We start from the raw sequence: 18537 nt of genomic DNA, 5'->3' as shown, positions 1-18537 counted from the left end.
GATGGTGGTTATCGCTTAACTACTTTCTTGCCACCGATGATGTAAATGCCCTTTGGCAGTGACTCGAACTGTTGCTCGCCTTTGCCTACCACCACACCTTGCAGGTTGTAAATGAGCATCGGCTCATGGCTGATGTGCGGAACAGTGATTGCTGCTGGTGCGGCTTTTGCCATGTAGAACGGTGTCTTGAGAATACGCTCCCATTTAGGTACGTATATCATTCCACCCTGTACGTAGTCTTCTTCTTTCTCGACCTTATAGCCATCTACGTAAATGGCATATTGCGCCCCAGCGACAACGTTGTCTATCGAGAATGGTATTTCCTTCGTGCTGTTGGCGGGAATGATGTCTGCCAGTGAGATTTTGTTTTCAAAGTAAGCCTCGTCTGTATTGCCTTTTCTGCAACGCAGCTCAATGTCGAAACCGCCGCAATAGTCTGCACTCTCGCTGTTGGTGACAATGAGTTTCCCCCTCATAGCAGGAGCTTGGAAAGCGTTTTCTTCACTTTGTTCGATTTTCACCTTAACCGAAGGAAGGTTTTGCGACTTAGGTTCAGTAATGGTAATTTTTCCTTTAGAGCTGATAGTAGCACCCGATTTGCATTCGAAGGAGTAGTCGAACTCTCCAGCCTTCTTTGGATAAAGCTCAAACACCACGTCTGTCGTCTGTCGTGCTGGCAGGAAGGTGGTGGTAGAAGCTACATAGTCATACGTGAAGAGCATGTCGAAGGTGTCGTACAACTCGTCGCCCTTGTTCTCTATGGTAAGGGTTACGAACAAGGGACGTCCTGCCTCCTTGCTACCTTTCACGTCCACTTTCTTCACCTCCAGAACAGGCTTGGCAGTGGAGGTCTTCAGTTCCGTGTCGGTAATCTCTATCTCCTGCGCCATGTCTCCAATGCCGCCACAGGCTTTCCAGTCGCTTTCGCCTTGTATGCGGTAAACGGGTAGCACGGTGTACTTTCCGTTGGCGAGGGTGTGCGGTATCTTGAAGTTCGCTTCTTCCTTTTGTATCTTGCCGTCGCGCTTGAACGTTGAGCTGAACAGCTGTACGGCGTTTATCAATCTACCTCCCTGCCAAAAGCCTAAGCCGCAATCGGCATCAAAGGCTTCGCCGTAATTGTTCACGCATTTCATGGTGATGTCAAAATCCGTGAAGTCATCGCTGCTGTTCGAGCGACTTTGATCTTGTAGGGGAGTCATCTCTTTGACGTCCACAACTTTGGGAAATACATCAGCACCTTCGCTTGGTCTGAATCCGATGATAGCTCCTTGCTCGCGCGTGTAGATACTGGGCAGTTGCTTAAATCCATATTCGCGTGGCGAAAGAACCGACAGGCGATAGTAGCCATTGAATTGACCTCCCCAGCCCCAGTTGATGTGAAAGTAGTCGCCTTCCTTGTAGCCATCGCAGACAAAGGCGTGACCATAGTTGTACACCACATCTTCGGCAAAATAATAAACGGGTCGTTTGGCTTTCAACTCATTGTATATCAGGTTGTACCATTCCTCACAGGTATAACGGTCTCTGAAAACACGGTGCATGTCCTTGGCGTAACCAAACATTCGGGTAAGGAACAATATCACGTTGTAGGAATCGGCGCCCGAATCATCAGCGGTATAATCCATGTACACCGCCTGTCCCACATATCTCATCAGCTTAGCCACAGCGTCTTGCTGCTGCTGGGTGGTGGAAATGCGGTACGAAGGCAGTATGTCGTTCCACTCGAAGGTACTCTCGGCAAGTTCGGGAACTTGCAGATGAGCCGACAGAGTCTTGTAGGCAGGCAAGGCGGGAGCCTTCTTAGGATACTGGTAGTAGGCCATAATTTGGGCTGCTGCCGTGGCAACACATCCCGTGACACAGTGCTTGTCTTTGTGTAGGGGCGTTTGTTGGTTGTAGGGACCATACTGGCTCCATGTGGTTTTCAGCAACGGTTCAATGGGCTGCAGCTCTCTGCTGGTGCGCGTGGTGGCAGGCTTTGTGGTGGCAGGTATGTTGTTCAGCATGCGCACCTCCTGTCGATATTGTGCCAAGAGCATCTTGAGCGATGCCGGACATTGCTGCTCGTCGTATGTTCCCTCTTCTGCATAACCTAACACGTCAGCCGTGCGGTCGTCAGCAGAGGCGATGACGAAGCCCTGTCCCTTGCCTACGTTGAAAATGTAGTAGGCATTGGTACTTGCCACCTCGTTGAGCGAGGGTGCGGCTTGTGAAGCTCGTGTAACGCCCTGGGAGTTAGTACTTGCATGGCTCTTGACAAAAGCCAATGCAGCTTGTCGGGCTTGTTGTCTGCCAACAGGGGCGGAAAAAGCCAAGGTTGTTGCGCATAGCAACACTAAAGATGTAAAAATTTTCCTCATATTTAATTTATTAGTATAAAGGGTGGTTCTATAAATTACCACCGTAAAGGTCATTAGACCAGTTTAGGGCTTGTCTATCTATTTACCGAAACTTATGAGATGTCTTTTTGCCTTATTTTGGCTTTATTTTGCCTATATCTGAGTTACATAGCCCGCTATGCTCCTTTGATATATGCAAAATAAATCACAAAATAAGCTCAAAAAAATACATTCTCATTCTAACGACCGATTTGGGTTTAACGGACAGCAATAGTCTTTTTTATCTTGTGTTTTTTTGTAACACGAGATTAGAGCCTAAGGTAAATTTGATAAAATAAAAAATCCCCACCCCCAGTATGTATAGAATAACTTTTGTTTTATGGTGCACGGAATTTGTTGTCTCTATGCACGTTTTTCTTAGGTACACCTTTAATACATTCTATGGGTGGGGATAAATGAGTGTGTTATTTAACTAACACTTTTTTCCCATTGATGATATAAATGCCACGTTGCAATGTGTTGAGTGTTTGTGCATCTGTATGATTCATATATCTCTTGCCGGTGATGTCGTACACGCCAACTTTTGCCTGGGCTGCCTTGACGCCGCGAATGCCAGTAGTAATGTTGTTGGCTACATTTTTCCAGCCGTTTGCGTTTCTGTATTTCTCCTCGCTTCCTGCTGGTACTTCCAAAACAAACTCGTCATCAAAGCCAGTGAAAATGTTTACATAATCAACAGGATCCATTTTGATGCCTCCGTTGATAAAGTCTTCACCTCCGTCAAGGGTTTGGGGTGGATTGACGGCAAGGCACACCGCTTTCTTTAGACTGCTGCAGTCACCAAAAGCACCCTCATCGGTACCAAAGAACGTTTTGAGTGTCTTTGGCAAGTACACCTCTGTGCATTTGGCATTATGGGCAAAAGCCCCCATGCCAATTGATTCTACTTGTGTTTGCGAAAGGTCTACCTTCTTAAGATTGCAGGTGTGGAATGCTTTTGCCTTTATCTCTTTTAGATTCTTCGGAAAAGTAACGGTTTCCAAAGCATTACATTCCTCAAAAGCACTCTCGTCAATCATGGAGATGTTGTCTGGTAATGTTATGGATTTGAGCGCAGTACAATGTTTGAAACATTGTTTCCCTAACTTGGTCAACGACTTAGGTAGCGTTACTTCTTGAAGGTTTGCAAAGTCCCAACATATATATTCAGCAAGAGACGTAACGTCTTCTTGTACTACAACCTTTTTGATGTCGTTGCGATTTACTTGCGGATTTTCACCACCCCATGCATAAACAGAGTTACCTTCTGCGTGTTGCATCTCTCCTTTTCCGCTAATGGTAAGTGTGCCATCGGCAAACGACCATTGCAAATTGTCACCAATAGTGCCATTGTTACCTGCCAGTGCACCTATGCAAACCAACAGGCTCATTGTTAACGTATAAATTTTTCTCATACTATAAAAACATTAAATTAAACATATTTAGGTAAAACCTATTTTTATGAAGTTTAGTAAGAGAAGGCAGGCATTTATAATGCCCATGCCTTCTTATTTCGCAGGTACAACCACCTTCTTGACCTCAAAGTCAACCGATGAGTTGTTTGTATCGGAAAATCTTTTTCCATTAAAACGTCGAGTAATCATCTTGCCTGCACCAACGTCTATCTTATCATCAGCCTTTTCGTAAACGCCATTCCAACCTTTGTCCAGTGTACCCGATATCGGGAAACTTTTTTCAGTAGTAGCTCCTTTGAACCTTACATTTACGGCGTCAACAACCCATTGGTTCGGTAAGAACATAAAAATTTGTGAATGTGAGTGATGTCCACTCTCGTTCCACATGACATAGCGTCCATATTTTGCCATCGGATCTTCGATTTCTCTTAGCAACACTTCATTTACTTTGGCATTGTTCATATTCTCTTTTATCTTCTCAATAGGTTCTGCCAAACGTATCAGCGCAATGGTGAAGTTTCGCTGAAATTCGAAAGGTACATACTCATCGTCGTCTTCATCCCATACTCCGACTTTCGATTTGTCCTCTTTCATTCGTTTTTCCTGTTCTTTGTCGTTTTCCTTACAATAGAGGAACGTCATGTGTGGAACGTTTTCGTTACCATTCTGTCCCCATTCAAAGTCGGCTTTGGAAAGGTCGATCAGTTTTTCTACACCTTTGTATTTGGTTGGATCTTCTCCATACTCTTTCAAATACTTCTTGTATCCTTCCGCATGATTGATGGCTCTCATGGCAATAACAATAGTTTTGCCTGCTTTTACGGTGTATGGCATGCCACTTTTATCTTTTGGGAAACCAATCATGTTGGAAACACCAAATGCTTTCTGTCTATAATCGCTATTAGGCTTTTCAAAGTTGACCTTGTCTACAGCGTTGTATTGACATAGTGCCAAAGCCATATTCTCAAGACTTATGTCATGGTCGGTAGGGTTGTAGACGGCAATAAACTTGTCATCCGTTTCTTCAGATTTGTTGCCGTAAGGTGTCTCCACGAAGTCTCCAGCATAATAAATGTCTTTTATAATCAGGTCCGTGCTTTCTGTCTCAGCGGTATGTTCCTTTTCTTCAGGTTGTCCGTCACGTGCACAGTTTGTGAAAAGCGCAATTGTTGCCAATGCGCATAGCATCATCTTCTTCATTTGTTTGTCTTCTTTATATCAATGATTTTTGTTTAGGCTGGTTCTATAAATTAGCTTCATAAAAATTTAATGACGATATGCGGTGGTAATTTATAGAACCTGCCTTTAGTTATTCTTGTACGTTTCAACTCTTAATTCTTCTTGGTACGTGCATTGATGGAATTAACCTTCCAGTATGCAGTCATATCTAACGGTTTTCCCTTGCTGTCGCGTCTGCACAATGATGGTACACCTTTCGTGAAGTTCAGCGCAGAACTCATTTCGGCTACAAATCCTTTTCCATTGGTGCGACGAATCAGTGCGCCTTGTAATTGTGAGGGATCGAAAGAGGGATTAGAGAAGTCGTTAATTCCAAATATCCTATTGCAGACACTTGCTGTTCCTCTGTCGTACCACCATACTTTTTCTTTCTTTTCTTCTGATCCTTCCATTACGGGGTGTCCTGTTGCATCATACACAGTTACAGAGCTTGGACCTGTCAGCAAGTCCATTTTCTTTTCTGTCGAAGGGCAAATAGTAAGGAAGTCGACAACCCAATTGTAATTCAGCTCAATAGCATTGATGCCGCCCATACCTGTTGTGTTATATATCATATGGTAGTATGCCGTTGGGTATTTTCTGTTCTTTTCCAGTTCTCTTTTCTTCACTGGATCTGTCTCGTCATTAATTTGGTCCTGCTCGGTTCCATACAAATCATATAGTCGATACCAATTGTAGCGAGAGCGTGGCGATTCGTCAGGATAAAATCCGTTTTCGTCCTTGGCATGAGGTTTGGTTGCATCGCCATCAGGGAGCTTCACTAAAGCCATGCGCATACTCTGGCTTGGCCCCTTAAATGGTAGTTCAGTCCACAAAACAAGGTCACGCATGTTTGGAATATCCTTGTTGTCAAATTTGTCGTTAGGGTCGCACATTCCGTTTTTCGGTGAATGCTGGTTGCACAATTCAAAGGTCTTGTCCTTTGGAAGTTTGCTGTAGTCGGGCAGAGCCTCCCAGCCATAGTAATTTTTCTTTGCCTCTTCTGCTGTGGTCTCATTCTCGGCAAGGAATTTCTTCTGGTGGTCGCACGCATAATTCACGATGATGACACTGTCACCTGGCTGTATGACATGTGGCTTTTTTGTCACAGGGTCGTTGGGGAAGTACGACATTCCTCCAATGCCATAGTATCGCTTTGTGAAATCTCCATTACCGTCTTTTTGGAATGAATATTGGATACTTGGGTCGACAACATGACAAGCAATTGCCATATTCTCAAGTGATATTGGTTTATGGGTAGGATTGCATATCACCAGATAGTTGGCGTCCTCGTATCTGCTATATTGGCTTTTGAAGCCCATGGAAGACAAATCCCTATAAGTGCAGTAACCAATGTAAAAAACTTCTTTGAAAATGAGATGATCCACTGTTGAATTAGCATCAGTACCATCTGGCATATCTCCATTTCTCTGACATGCTGTGAATAGAGATGATAAAGCCATAAAGGCTAATATCAAGATATAATTTATTTTTTTCATATCCTTGTTTTGTTTATTTGTTCTGATATTTTTTGTTGTTTATAATAATTGTATGAATTAGAGGAACCAGTTACCAAATGCGCCAAAGCCATGCGTCTTAACATTTTGGCTTGCTTCGTATGCCTGTTTTCCTGTCAATCCAATCTCTCTACCTAAGTAGAAATAATATGGTTCTGCTGGTGATGCGTTTGTCGGATCGGAATCGAACCTATTGCAATACACCTTGATTGGTATATTAAAGCGTATAAGCTCTTTCCATTCAGGAACCTCAAGGGTCGTATTCTTCGATTGCCAGAAAGGGTTATAGAATGGTGCGCAGGCTTTTTCGCTCTTCATCCAGTCCCAATATCCAGCATAGTCCAGCTCCTTGTTGGCAATGGTAGCCTTAGGAATATATGCCTTCTTTCCCTTTTGACATTTCATAACTCTTACGGAAAGATAGAAGTAGGGCAATATGTATGAAGGACGGCTGTATGCTACCGACTCACCAGAAAAGCCTTTTACCATGAAAGGCCATGTATCTTTGTTCTCTCCAGTCCCATATCGTCCATCTATTTCAGACCTAAAGTTAGAGGTAGGCTCGTTGGCCTCATAGTAAAAGTTGATGTGTCCTTTTAGTCCTACACAGTCCTTGTCATAGGAAACGCATGAATTAGCATCGGTGGCATCAAGGGGTGGCAGCAATCTAATGTTGTAAAACTCGCGCATACCGTCAGCCATGGCATTCTGATTCCATGTGTCACGGTAGGAATATTCAAACAAATTCTTGGTTGCATTTTGTCTACGCATAAAGAGATCGTTACCTAAATTTTCGTCCTTATCTACTCCTTCGAAATAAGGTGATGCGACAGGATGCTCATCTACTTTGCCATCTTTCCCATTTTCGCCAACTTCCCATGTACCTCTACAGTCTTCGATCTTGTATGGGTTGCCTTTATCGTCCACGTCGCTGATGGTAAAGAATATTTGATACTCATCAGAGTGCTTGTATATCTCATCATTAAGCAACTTTCCATCTTTATCCAAGAAGTACAAGCATATACCCCAAAGGTTTTTATCTCCACCTATAAGGCGAATGTAAGGCTGCTGGGGAGTAGGCTTGTCTAACTTCTTTTCAAAAACAGTTTGAATACTCTTTTCCCATTCCACCTTTACAGTAGGAAACTGTTGTGAGTTGTTTTCTACTATGACAAATTCCTCTTGTCTCCATGGCGCTGCTGGGTAAACATAATTGCCATGAAATTTTTCATCTCCGTGTGAGTGTCCCTCTTTGAACATGACTAAGCAGCGAGCCCAGTTGTTGAATGCGCCATCTTGGTCGGGATTGCTCATGGCATCACCAAAGGGAGCTTTTTTCTTCAAGCTGTCAACCATGGCATCTGCACCGCTGTGTGGCACTTCTTTGTGTTCAAGTGGGTTTTCGTTGTAATTGATATTCATGTTACCAAAGATGAAATCATCACATGATGTACATAGTATCAATATAAGAACGAAACAAAAACTATATTTTTTCATTTTATTATTTTATGTAAATGTCTTGATTAGATAGTCCAGTATAATTGGCACTTTGCTAAATACTCTTTCTCCTCTTAGCCGTGTATGTAAGTTTTCCTTAGTTAGGAGAACGTGTCAGCCATGTGAGGAATGATGATGCGCAAATGCCTTCCATTTAGCTGAAGTCTACATGACGAATATATTCTTACGATTCCTTGACAGCAAATATTGAGGATTGAAGAAATAATTCTTGATTTCATTGGTATCCATGTGCGGATAGAACTTTTTGAAATCTTCCACGAACTTCTCGTCTCCATCTCTCATGTCTGCAATGACACGGAATGTTAAAGGAATGTCAATGTCGTGATTGCTCCATTCTGATTTTATCTCATTAAAATTATAAAGTCCTCTACCTCCTCCAAATCCGAGTGTAGGAATTTCAGAACAAGTCTTTGAGTCATCATCTGGACTATCATTTCCATATTTGGGCCAAATAGCATTCTTTGATTTATCCATTTGTGATACGATGTTGCATAGGCTTATTTGCATAGCAAATTCGGTGTTGGCTTGTCTAAACTGTAGAACTCCCTTGAATCCCATTCTGTCCAAATTGTTTGGACCTGTACCTATTTTCCTGCATTGGTGCAGCAATTCCACGAAATCGCCTTGTCTTTGTCTCAGTGCGTTTGTACCATCTGCTACAACACCACCGTCACCGCTACCTTCTTGATACTCATATCCCAATTGTTTCTCAAATGGGTCGGTATCTCGGTATTGGTATTTAAACAACTTGCTAGCAAATTCTGCCGCATGTGGCATGGTGAGTGTTTGAAAGAATTTAAAGCCATTTTCTGTCCATGTGGCTTGATTTTTTTTCAGCGTAGGGAATATATTTATCGCTTTGTCTATCAGCGCGCTGTCAAACGGCATACTATCTGATTTGTTCCCACTTTCAGGTGCAAGCAGTGCGCTGGTCGTGGTAATGTCACAAGGCTTTAGCTTGTCGCCATCCATCTCAAAGGTAAGCTCTGGGTAGTATGTTGGGTTCTTGCCCAGCGTGTGTGGATAAAAACCCTGCTTACTGTTCTTGGATATGGTTTTACCATCTATAGTGCAACTGTGTTCCAATACTTCGTTGCCAATGGTAAAGAAGTGTTGGTGTTGTACCAATGTAGAATTGTCGAGGTCTGGGTCGCCGTTTTTCTTGTAATAGAACTGTATGAACTCACCGTTTATTTGTTGGTGGTTGGCTCCATAATATGTAAGCTCAAGTCCGTAATAAACGTCATCTGACGCAATTACATCAAAATGGTCGCGCTGGCTGGTAATTTGCATTTGTCCATTGTCGCCCTTACTTATCTCAATTTGTTGCATGAGCGGATAATCTGTCGGTTTATCCGTGTTCACGCTTATCATGTTGTACGAGTCTTGTTTGTATGTGTTGTCTATACTGTTGTCGGCACCAAAGTTTCCAACTTTTATGTCACCACCTTTGAACCCCATTCTAAGTACGGCACTTACTGCATATATCTGTGAGTGTCCCTTGCCATTGTACTCGATAGAAGCAGGAGGAGCTTTTACTACTTTTTTCAAAAAATCATCAACATCATTGGTAGAACATGCGGCAAGCATGCAGCAGCATCCTACAGCTAAAATAGTTGAACGCATTATTGTCTTATATTGTAACTTCATTTTCTTAAAATTTAATGATTGTGCGCAAAGAGTAGTTCATACCACGTTCGTGCGCATAATATCTAAATCGGTCTGTATATTCCTTATATAATGTATTGAGAATGTTATCGCCTGCCAACATTACCTTTATTTCCCTGTTGCTGGGCAGCTTGAAGGCAACATCTGCTGTGAGGCCAAGCAAGAAGTAGGGATCGGGCGATACTGCCACTAAATCCTTGTTGGGGTCGAAACGTTCTTGTTTTGTGACATAGTTGCCAGAGATAGAGTACGATGCCTTTATCTTTTTCTCTGCACCGAAGGTATGTTCGTAGCTGGCTGACAGTCCATACTTGTCTGATGGCATGAAAGGCAACCAGTCGTTTCGTGTTATGTTGCGTGCAAATATCCATTCGCCCTTTGCTACGACACTGAGTCCTTTAATGGGATTTACGGTAGCTTCTATATCGCCACCATACAGTCTCACATCGTCCTGATCATACATAAACTTGGCATATTTTCCGCTTGGGCTATTATGAAAACGATTAGCCCCATAGCCAATATGGTCGTATATATAACTGTTAATGCGTTGGTAGAACATGCTTGGCTCTACAGATACCCATGTGTTGCGATACCTTGCGCCTAAGATAGACTTCCAACCACGCTCACTCTTTAGGTTTCTATTGCCCACTACCCAATAAGAACCTTCTTGAAGTCCGACGGCATAAAGCTCGTTGATGTCTGGTGGACGCCACGACCAACCGATGTTCGCACGTATGTCCCAGTTGTCGTTAAACTGATAGTGAGTAGCAAAGCTCGAGGTGAAGTTGCTGTAAACCTTGAAGTCATCGTAATAGTCGTACTTGTTCAGCGTGGTGTAACCGCTCACGCTCATTACTCTAAAGTCGTAACGCAAACCCAATTCGCATTGCAATTTTTCAAAGAAAGTAGCCTTTTGCAACAGGAAACCACCCATAGTGAGAGCGGCAAAGTTTGGTACAAAGGCAGGATTCTTGGTGCCTGGGAAGTTGTAGTTTATTTGGTATGTGTTTGCTACACCTGCCAAGGTGGACATTTTGTAAGGCTTCCATGAAGCACGATATGACAAGTCGGCCTTGTATGTTTTCAATATAAGGTCTTGCATCGGGATGGCGCTCCACTCCTTTTTCATACGGTTCTCATACTCCTGTCGCAAATTTTCTTGGAACGACAAGTTCAGATCCAGCGATTGCTTTGGGTTGATACGATATTTCACCTCGCCCTTCAGCGTGAAGTGTTGTGATTGCTGGAAGGGTATGCCAATTTCATAACTGAATGGTTGCAATGACGACTCTGTTGGACGACCAATGCGGAATCGTTCTTGTAGTTGTGCCAAGTCGGATATTTGGCTGCCATAATAGATACCAGAACGTTGGTAGAACAAACTTGTAAGCACGGTTGCCGTGATGCGCTTGTTCTCAAAACCACCCATGGCAGACATGCTGATGTTATTGTAGCCCGTGTTGTTCATGATGTATTCGGGCGTACGGTAATCACCACCACGAGTATAGTTGCCGTGCAGGCGCATACCGAAATTCTTCCAACCTGTTTCAATGCTTCCCGAACCGCTTATTCCTCGGGCATTGGTATCATAGCCGATGTTGGCAACTCCTTTCACGATAGGCTTGGTATGCCCATAAGGTAGGGGCGCATCGTTGAGCAATACCACACCACCCATGGCACCAAAACCATAACGAATACATTCGGCACCCTTTACAACCTCTACCATGCTGGCACCTGTATAGTCAATTTCTGGCGCATGGTCGTTACCCCAACTCTGGCTCTCCAATTTCACTCCATTGTTCATCAATAGAATACGGCTGCTGTGCATACCTTGAATAACAGGTTTAGCCACCGTACTACCAGCACTGATAGAGCTCACACCAGGAATGGTCTCTAACATTTTTGCCAACGAGGTGGCACCACCTTTTTCAAGTATACTTTGATCCAAAGTCTTGGCTTGCTGCAGGATGTCGGTGTGTCTCTTTTTAGCTGTCACCGTTACTCCACTTAATTGCTGTACGTCTTCCGTTAACTTGATGTTCAGTGTGCGTGTTTGAGTTGATACATAAGAAACATAACTCTTGTAACCTACGAATGTGACAGTGATTTTCACCCTCTTGCCGCTGTTGCCTAACTTTATAGCGCAGGTACCCGAGTCGTTGGTGACGTATGTCTTACCGTTGCTATCTTTTACAACGGCTCCTAATATGGGTTCGCCCGTTAGCGCATCTGTAACTTGAAGAGTCACGATACCTTCCTCGACTTCATCTGTGCTTGCGTTCGTGCCGTTGTATGCCTTTGTGGCAGAGATGCTTAGAAACAGCATCATCAGCATTAGCAAGCATCCCTTGAAAAGGGAGTCTCGAGCCGATAGAATCTTTTGCGTTCGTTGTTCTTTTTTCGACATTTTAGTATTTTAAAAATTATTATTATAAAAAATCTTTCGAGTGCAAAGGTATTTCAATTTCTCGATACCGAAAAAAAATGTACATACCCAAAGATAGGTATTTTCTTGCTGCTTCTTTTTACGGGCTACCTACTTTTAGAAAAAGCAGATGGTGCCGACGAGTGTCTTGTTCCTCATCTTCAGCGCAGAGTTCCCTATTGTCTGATGGGCACGCAGCATCATGCACTTGTTGTTGGCAACATCCAGCAAGCCGACGCCCATGATTTCAAGTCCGTGCTTCACCGCCCCTGCACATCCCGACCAGAACCGTCCGATATGAGGAGTCTTCTTCCCTACCTTGCTAATATAGCATGGGTCTATGGCAATGGCAAGTAAGCCATCCATGTCCAACACACGCCTTGCAAGAGACAGGTTCAACAGAAGCCAATCGATGCAGTCTTTCTTCTTGCGATTGAAATTCTGACGATAGGTCTGCTCGCCGTGCTTGCCGTAGCGAGCCATCTGTGTGAAGTTTATCTTTCTGGGTAGGATTATGTATAAAGTCAGTATCTCGATGAGCAGAGTCTGGAAAGTTTTTGCTAACTTTACACCAGATTCTTTCATTGATGCACGAATTGCATCCTTGAGAATCTCCTCATATTGGCTAAGTGGTTCTGAAAATGTCATACTTTTTAAGTCTTGAACAAACTATAAGGGTACTGAAAACCAGACACTTAGCCAAGTTTATTTAGTTATGTTTTATTAATTAACTCGCTCATTTTCAAACAATTATGTGATTATTAACAGAGTATTGTACTTAAAATAAATAAGAAAAATCACAGATTACTCAAATAAAAATCGTAAATTTGCCAAATAATGTCAAGACACAAGTAAGTAATATGCTATTTTCTGAACGAATAAAAGAGTTGCGTATGCAATATAAGTTGCCACAACGCCATTTGGCAGCAGCACTTGATATTGATACTGCGACTTATTGCAAGATAGAAAAAGGAGAAAGAAAAGCTAAAAGAGAACAGGTGTGCATCCTGTCTGGGCTATTTCATGTTAAGCAAGAAGACTTGATAGTCTTATGGCTTGCCGATAAAGTCTCCGATATTGTGGCTCCAGAGAAACAAGTCGCTATAAATGTTTTATCTGTTGTCAAAGAAAACTTAAAGGGTATAGTGTGATGTTGCAAAAGAAATATAATCCAATAAATTTGGAATCTACAATAGTTGCAGAAAGTCGTTCTCCGTATGGACTGAAAACCTATATCAGTTTGTTCAGCAGTGCTGGCGTAGGATGTTATGGCTTTAAACAAGAGAATTTCTATTGTATTGCTACAGTAGAATTACTTGAACGTAGGCTAAAGATACAAAAATACAATCAAAAATGTGCTTACGATAGTGGATATATTTGTGGCGATATGACCCAAAAAGAAACACAAGGACGAGTGTTTGAGGAATTGGAATTGTGGAAACGAAATTTTAATATAAAAGATTTAGATGTAATCGTCGCGACACCACCATGTCAAGGCATGTCTGTGGCAAATCACAAGAAGAAAGACGAACTGAAAAGAAATTCTTTGGTTGTCGAATCTATAAAAATGGTTAGCGAAATACAACCAAAATTTTTCATATTCGAAAATGTACGTGCATTTCTCACATCCATTTGCACAGATGTCGATGGTCAAGATAAGACGATTAGAAATGCGATAGAGCTAAATCTTGGAGGTTTGTATAATGTGCTGTTTAAGGTTGTGAACTTTAAGGATTATGGTAATCCGTCAAGCAGAACACGGACTTTAGTCATTGGAGCAAGAAAAGATTTAAAAGAAATTACTCCTTATGATGTTTTTCCCGATAGACAGCCTGAGCGAACCTTACGGCAGATAATAGGTGGTTTACCACCATTAAGAACTATGGGGGAGATTTCTCAAACAGATATTTATCACAATTTTAGGAAATACTCTCCAAGAATGGAAGCATGGATTGCCGATATAAAGGAAGGACAATCAGCTTTTGACAATACTGACATAACCAAGATTCCCCATACTATAAAAAATGGGGTTGTAGTTTATAATGCTCAGAAAAATGGAGACAAATATACACGTCAATGTTGGGATAAAGTTGCACCATGTATTCATACTCGTAATGATATTATGGCAAGTCAAAATACTGTTCATCCAGTGGATAATCGGGTTTTTAGTATTCGTGAAGTGATGCTTATGATGTCGGTTCCTACATCTTTTCAATGGAGTTATATTCCTTTTGACGAGCTGAACAAATTGTCAATAAAAGAAAAAGAAGCATTCCTCAAAAAGGAAGAAATGAATATAAGGCAAAATTTGGGTGAAGCTGTTCCTACCATCATATTTAGACAGATAGCGCATAAAATATCCAAAGAATCCTGTCGTATCAATATGGCAGAGCAAGATATTAAGAATTTGATAGAGCGGAAGCATCTTGATAATCAAATAAATCTTGTAGATTTTATCAATAAATCTACAAGGTACCGTTTCTGTGAACTATCAAAAATTGCAGAATTAGCAAATGCTAATAGAAATAATAACGCAGCATATTATACTCGACAGGATATTTGTTTTTCGGTAGTTGAGAACTTACCGGAAGCGAAAGGTTTTACAGAAATCAATGTTTTGGAACCCTCTGTTGGTGTAGGTAATTTTATTCCTATGCTTATTCAAAAGTATGCGGACGTTTCCTCTGTAAACATTGATGTTGTAGATATTGATAATGAAAGCCTTGAAGTGCTTAAGGCTCTAGTCAATCATGTAAATATTCCTAATAATGTACACATAAACTACATTCATGCAGACTTTCTTACTTATTGTTTTGAGAAGAAGTATGATGTGGTTGTTGGAAATCCTCCTTATAAAAAACTGACAAAGGAAAAAGAGTTACTATCTGTCTATAAAGCTGGAGCCTACAATACTGATACAAATAACATATTTTCTTTTTTTATAGAAAAGTCTATGAGAATCGGAAAGGTAGTATCATTAATTGTACCTAAAAGTCTGATAAATGCTCCTGAGTTTAATAAAACTCGTCAACTAATGAGCAAAAAAAGAGTTTCTCATATCATTGATTTTGGGGAAAAAGGATTCAAGAATGTTAAGATTGAAACTATAAACTTTGTTGTTGAAACACAGCGAAAGCCTGCTCAAACTATTATCGAATCTTACATTACGGAAAAAGTTGTAGTACAGCAGCAATCCTACCTTATGGATACAAAGTTTCCTTATTGGATAATATATCGTAACGAAGATTTTGATAAAGTTGCAGATAAAATGGAGTTTAATGTGTTCAAAGCATATAGAGATAGAGTTATAACCAAGTCTTTGACAAAAGGGAATGGGCAGGTAAGAGTTCTCAAGTCAAGGAATATTGGTGATAATCAAATTATTGATATTCCAGGATATGACAGTTATGTAGATAATATAGAAAGGCTGGATGTTAGTAAGTTTCTGAACAAAACAAATTGTGTCCTGCTCCCAAACTTGACATATAACCCACGAGCATGCTTTCTCCCCAAAGGGTGCATTGCGGATGGTTCTGTTGCAATTCTTACTTTGACAAATAATGATGAGGTTATAACAAAAGAAGACCTGTCGTTTTATGCTACAGATAAATTTACTAAATTCTATGCAATAGCAAGAAATTTAGGTACACGTTCACTTAATATTGACAACAACTCTGTTTTCTTTTTTGGAAAACTTAAAGGACAGATGAAATGAGAGAAAATATAATAAAGTATCTTAGTAACTTTGATTTAGATGTTCGTAAATCCCAAGATGCACGTTTTATGGATCAAAAGTGCGCTCCTGATGTCGTTTGCTTCATTGCTGACAGTATTATCAATACAATAGATATTGACAAAGAGTTTGCGGTGTCAAATATTTGGGATGCTCAATACTTTATAAAGAATGCAAGAGCTATTTTTAACAAGCCATTGCCTACTAATCCAAAAGCTCGTCATGAGTATGATAAGTTTATACAACAGCCTCTCCGAATGCTTGCTTATGCCCATGTGTTGGAGATAGAAAAGCGATCTGGAACAAATTATTATCGTGTTGCTAATTTGGATATTCTTGACTATATAGCGCAAAGAGAAAGAAACACATATAATTTCCTCTATTGCTATCTGCAAAAGGTTCTTTCGGATAGTGGAATTATCCGATATTTTGAAGCATTCAAAGAAAAGTGTTTGCAGGGAAAAGCTACAAATGCAGACTTCCAAGAGCTAAAAAGTAGATATGACCGTTTTGTGATTGGTCATACTGCTATAAATACAGAAGTTGAAGCGCATCGTATCTTTAGTAAGATATTGAATGTATATGCTGTCGAAAATCAGATTAATGGAACAGAAAAAGGACACATGTCTAAATATGTCTTTACATTCTCTGATTTAATGTACAATCGCAAGAATTGGAGAGACCTGAATAAAGATAAATCTATCACTAGGCAGGAGGCACAAGAGCAACAAGATGTTGAGCAGCAAGAAGCATACAATGCTTATTATGTTCAAAAAGCAATGAAACTGTTGCGGAAAATACAAATAGAAAGCGAAGTTCATGACCAATGGGGAAATGGTGAAGCAACACAAATTCATCATATTTTTCCAAAATCTCAGTTTCCGCAACTGGCTCACTATTTAGAGAATTTAATAAAACTGACAGCCACTCAGCATTACACATTAGCACATCCCAGTAATAGGACACAGCAGATAAATCGAGATTATCAACTTACCTGCCTTTTAGCCAAGGCTGATACTGTTGAAACTTCATTAAAAGCAGTAGGTGAGAAATATTATCGAAAAGAGTCATTTGTCTATGTCATTAATACAGGGCTTGCTACCCACCTTAGTACAAATCTCCAATTTAAAGACATCAAATCAAGTCTTATTCAAATATATAATTACTAATAAAAGCAATATGTCACATAAATTAAATTGGGGGATGTATTCATTTCGAATAAAAATATCACATCAAAGTGATACAGAAGTGATGCCTATTGGAGAATTTCTTGAAAATGCATACTCTAATGAAGAACAACCTTTTGTATACTTTGCAGACGATTTTCTTAACCATTTAAGATCCTTATATAAGGAACCCGTTGGCGGAATTATTTTTTTTTAGCTACTATACCAATTGTTACCTTATTCGATAGATGATGTATTTCTCTTTTATCTTTTTCTATTTTTTCGTTTTACTTCGGATAAGTGTTAAATACAAGGGTCATAATTCTCGTATCTGCGTTAAAAAGAAGCGCGATACACAAAAGTGGCACAAATGGGTGTGCAATTGTAAACTGTTGATAGATAATGAGTAATGAGTAAACAGGAAAAAGTGTGCAAGAATATACTGCTTAGATTACGGAAATATAGAACGAATAAAAGAAGAATGTGAACAAGAAAAGTGCTATTAAGTGGTATTTCAGAAGGCAAAAGTTGAACTTTAGCTTTGCCAAACATCAATGTTGAGGTGGTAAAACATATAGGTTTAGCATTGGCAAAGTTGAACTTTGGCTTTCTATAATATCAATAAAAGGGATTTAGAATAGATAATAAGAAATATCGGATAATTCTATTTAGGGAATTAAAATGTTAAATCAACATAACAGCAAAACCCATTGGGAGAATTAAACCCAAATCGGTCGTTAGCCCAGTCGGACCAGTCGGACTTGTCGGACAAGTCGGACTGGTCTGACACGTCCGACACGTCCGACTGGTCCGACTGGTCTGACTGGGCTAATTTATAGAACCAGCCTTAAGACATTGTCAAGATCTTCAGACAAAGTAAATAAGTCTGAAGAGCCTGACAATTACTAATACAATTAAGTTACTTTAGCTTTTTCTTTACAGCTGCCAATGCGTTCACCCAATTGGTATCAAGCGAGAATTGTGTGGGGTAGTCGGCACGGTTGTAGTAAGCAAGGGTAAGCTCCTTGTCGTTGTCCTTGTATAGAGGGTTGTCGATACTTGCGTCGCGGAATATCTTTAGAATGCGGTCTTGCGAATTGGTGTGTACAGCCTTAGCATACTCTTTTACAAAGAGATTGACGTATTCGTGCATATAGTAAGCCATCGAGTCCAACTGGGCATTGATATGAGCCACATCTTCAGCCTTGAGATTTTTCGAGTTTTCAGAGAAAGCAATGAGGGCTTTGCTCTTGAGATATGATATGGCGTCTACCTTGAACGATGCCACTTTGCGAAGCTCCGAGTCTTCTTTGGTGTCAACGGCTATCATATAAGCCGACTTGTAAATCTGTTCGTGTACACGTTCGGTGGTTTGTGCGTTGGCACTTGCTGCTGACATCATCATTGCAAGGGCGATTACTACTATGCTTTTAATTTTTCTCATAATTCGTATTTTTTTGAGTTTGTTGTTCTTTTTGATTATATAACGCTGCTTT

At 40.8% G+C, this 18537-nt stretch carries 14 protein-coding genes; 5 read left to right on the top strand and 9 right to left on the bottom strand.

The window, feature by feature from the left end; translation table 11 throughout:
- Positions 1–8: 8 nt before the first annotated feature.
- The 8 genes from CZ367_RS08915 to CZ367_RS08880 form a co-directional block, all read right to left on the bottom strand.
- Positions 9–2363: a C10 family peptidase gene (locus tag CZ367_RS08915; protein ID WP_237581649.1), complete on the bottom strand. Its 2355-nt coding sequence runs from the start codon at positions 2361–2363 to the stop codon at positions 9–11.
- A gap of 443 nt (positions 2364–2806) precedes the next feature.
- A complete protein-coding gene (locus tag CZ367_RS08910; RefSeq protein ID WP_077196571.1) occupies positions 2807–3796 on the bottom strand; it encodes a leucine-rich repeat domain-containing protein in 990 nt (329 codons plus the stop codon).
- A 93-nt stretch (positions 3797–3889) separates the two neighbouring features.
- On the bottom strand, positions 3890–4996 hold the full coding sequence (locus tag CZ367_RS08905; RefSeq protein ID WP_077196570.1) for a DUF4876 domain-containing protein: 1107 nt from the start codon (positions 4994–4996) through the stop codon (positions 3890–3892).
- Positions 4997–5127: 131 nt separating this feature from the next.
- Complete coding sequence (locus tag CZ367_RS08900) at positions 5128–6513, bottom strand: hypothetical protein (protein WP_077196569.1); 1386 nt, start codon at positions 6511–6513, stop codon at positions 5128–5130.
- A 57-nt stretch (positions 6514–6570) separates the two neighbouring features.
- Positions 6571–8028: a hypothetical protein gene (locus tag CZ367_RS08895; RefSeq protein ID WP_077196568.1), complete on the bottom strand. Its 1458-nt coding sequence runs from the start codon at positions 8026–8028 to the stop codon at positions 6571–6573.
- Positions 8029–8193: 165 nt separating this feature from the next.
- On the bottom strand, positions 8194–9639 hold the full coding sequence (locus CZ367_RS08890; RefSeq protein WP_077197412.1) for a hypothetical protein: 1446 nt from the start codon (positions 9637–9639) through the stop codon (positions 8194–8196).
- A 64-nt stretch (positions 9640–9703) separates the two neighbouring features.
- Positions 9704–12124, bottom strand: a complete 2421-nt coding sequence (locus CZ367_RS08885; protein WP_077196567.1) for a TonB-dependent receptor — start codon at positions 12122–12124, stop codon at positions 9704–9706.
- A 135-nt stretch (positions 12125–12259) separates the two neighbouring features.
- The gene (locus tag CZ367_RS08880; protein ID WP_449421156.1) at positions 12260–12790 is read right to left on the bottom strand and encodes a transposase; all 531 of its coding nucleotides are present in this window, start codon (positions 12788–12790) and stop codon (positions 12260–12262) included.
- A gap of 212 nt (positions 12791–13002) precedes the next feature.
- Between CZ367_RS08880 and CZ367_RS08875 the strand changes: the two genes are divergently transcribed.
- The 5 genes from CZ367_RS08875 to CZ367_RS16475 all read left to right on the top strand — a co-directional run bounded on the left by CZ367_RS08875 (position 13003) and on the right by CZ367_RS16475 (position 17880).
- The gene (locus tag CZ367_RS08875) at positions 13003–13293 is read left to right on the top strand and encodes a helix-turn-helix domain-containing protein (protein ID WP_077196566.1); all 291 of its coding nucleotides are present in this window, start codon (positions 13003–13005) and stop codon (positions 13291–13293) included.
- Between the two features lie 29 nt (positions 13294–13322).
- A complete protein-coding gene (locus tag CZ367_RS08870; RefSeq protein ID WP_237581644.1) occupies positions 13323–15857 on the top strand; it encodes a DNA cytosine methyltransferase in 2535 nt (844 codons plus the stop codon).
- A complete protein-coding gene (locus CZ367_RS08865; RefSeq protein WP_077196564.1) occupies positions 15854–17044 on the top strand; it encodes a hypothetical protein in 1191 nt (396 codons plus the stop codon). The genes CZ367_RS08870 and CZ367_RS08865 overlap by 4 nt, the downstream gene beginning before the upstream one ends.
- 10 nt (positions 17045–17054) lie before the next feature.
- Entirely contained in the window at positions 17055–17258 is a 204-nt protein-coding gene (locus CZ367_RS16275; protein WP_077196563.1) for a hypothetical protein, read from the top strand.
- A 493-nt stretch (positions 17259–17751) separates the two neighbouring features.
- Entirely contained in the window at positions 17752–17880 is a 129-nt protein-coding gene (locus CZ367_RS16475; protein WP_262500733.1) for a hypothetical protein, read from the top strand.
- 80 nt (positions 17881–17960) lie between these two features.
- On the opposite strand, the gene CZ367_RS08855 is transcribed toward CZ367_RS16475, so the two are convergent.
- The gene (locus CZ367_RS08855) at positions 17961–18485 is read right to left on the bottom strand and encodes a hypothetical protein (RefSeq protein WP_077196562.1); all 525 of its coding nucleotides are present in this window, start codon (positions 18483–18485) and stop codon (positions 17961–17963) included.
- Positions 18486–18537: the final 52 nt, after the last annotated feature.

This window comes from Prevotella ihumii, assembly GCF_900155655.1.
GTDB classification, from domain to species: domain Bacteria; phylum Bacteroidota; class Bacteroidia; order Bacteroidales; family Bacteroidaceae; genus Prevotella; species Prevotella ihumii.
This window is presented reverse-complemented; position numbering and strand designations above follow the sequence as displayed.

What these genes read in the sequence shown, in the direction of transcription:
- CZ367_RS08915 (WP_237581649.1), bottom strand. Translation starts at nt 2,363, where the DNA reads ATGAGGAAAATTTTTACATCTTTAGTGTTGCTATGCGCAACAACCTTG.
- CZ367_RS08910 (WP_077196571.1), bottom strand. Translation starts at nt 3,796, where the DNA reads ATGAGAAAAATTTATACGTTAACAATGAGCCTGTTGGTTTGCATAGGT.
- CZ367_RS08905 (WP_077196570.1), bottom strand. Translation starts at nt 4,996, where the DNA reads ATGAAGAAGATGATGCTATGCGCATTGGCAACAATTGCGCTTTTCACA.
- CZ367_RS08900 (WP_077196569.1), bottom strand. Translation starts at nt 6,513, where the DNA reads ATGAAAAAAATAAATTATATCTTGATATTAGCCTTTATGGCTTTATCA.
- CZ367_RS08895 (WP_077196568.1), bottom strand. Translation starts at nt 8,028, where the DNA reads ATGAAAAAATATAGTTTTTGTTTCGTTCTTATATTGATACTATGTACA.
- CZ367_RS08890 (WP_077197412.1), bottom strand. Translation starts at nt 9,639, where the DNA reads ATGCTTGCCGCATGTTCTACCAATGATGTTGATGATTTTTTGAAAAAA.
- CZ367_RS08885 (WP_077196567.1), bottom strand. Translation starts at nt 12,124, where the DNA reads ATGTCGAAAAAAGAACAACGAACGCAAAAGATTCTATCGGCTCGAGAC.
- CZ367_RS08880 (WP_449421156.1), bottom strand. Translation starts at nt 12,790, where the DNA reads ATGACATTTTCAGAACCACTTAGCCAATATGAGGAGATTCTCAAGGAT.
- CZ367_RS08875 (WP_077196566.1), top strand. Translation starts at nt 13,003, where the DNA reads ATGCTATTTTCTGAACGAATAAAAGAGTTGCGTATGCAATATAAGTTG.
- CZ367_RS08865 (WP_077196564.1), top strand. Translation starts at nt 15,854, where the DNA reads ATGAGAGAAAATATAATAAAGTATCTTAGTAACTTTGATTTAGATGTT.
- CZ367_RS16275 (WP_077196563.1), top strand. Translation starts at nt 17,055, where the DNA reads ATGTCACATAAATTAAATTGGGGGATGTATTCATTTCGAATAAAAATA.
- CZ367_RS08855 (WP_077196562.1), bottom strand. Translation starts at nt 18,485, where the DNA reads ATGAGAAAAATTAAAAGCATAGTAGTAATCGCCCTTGCAATGATGATG.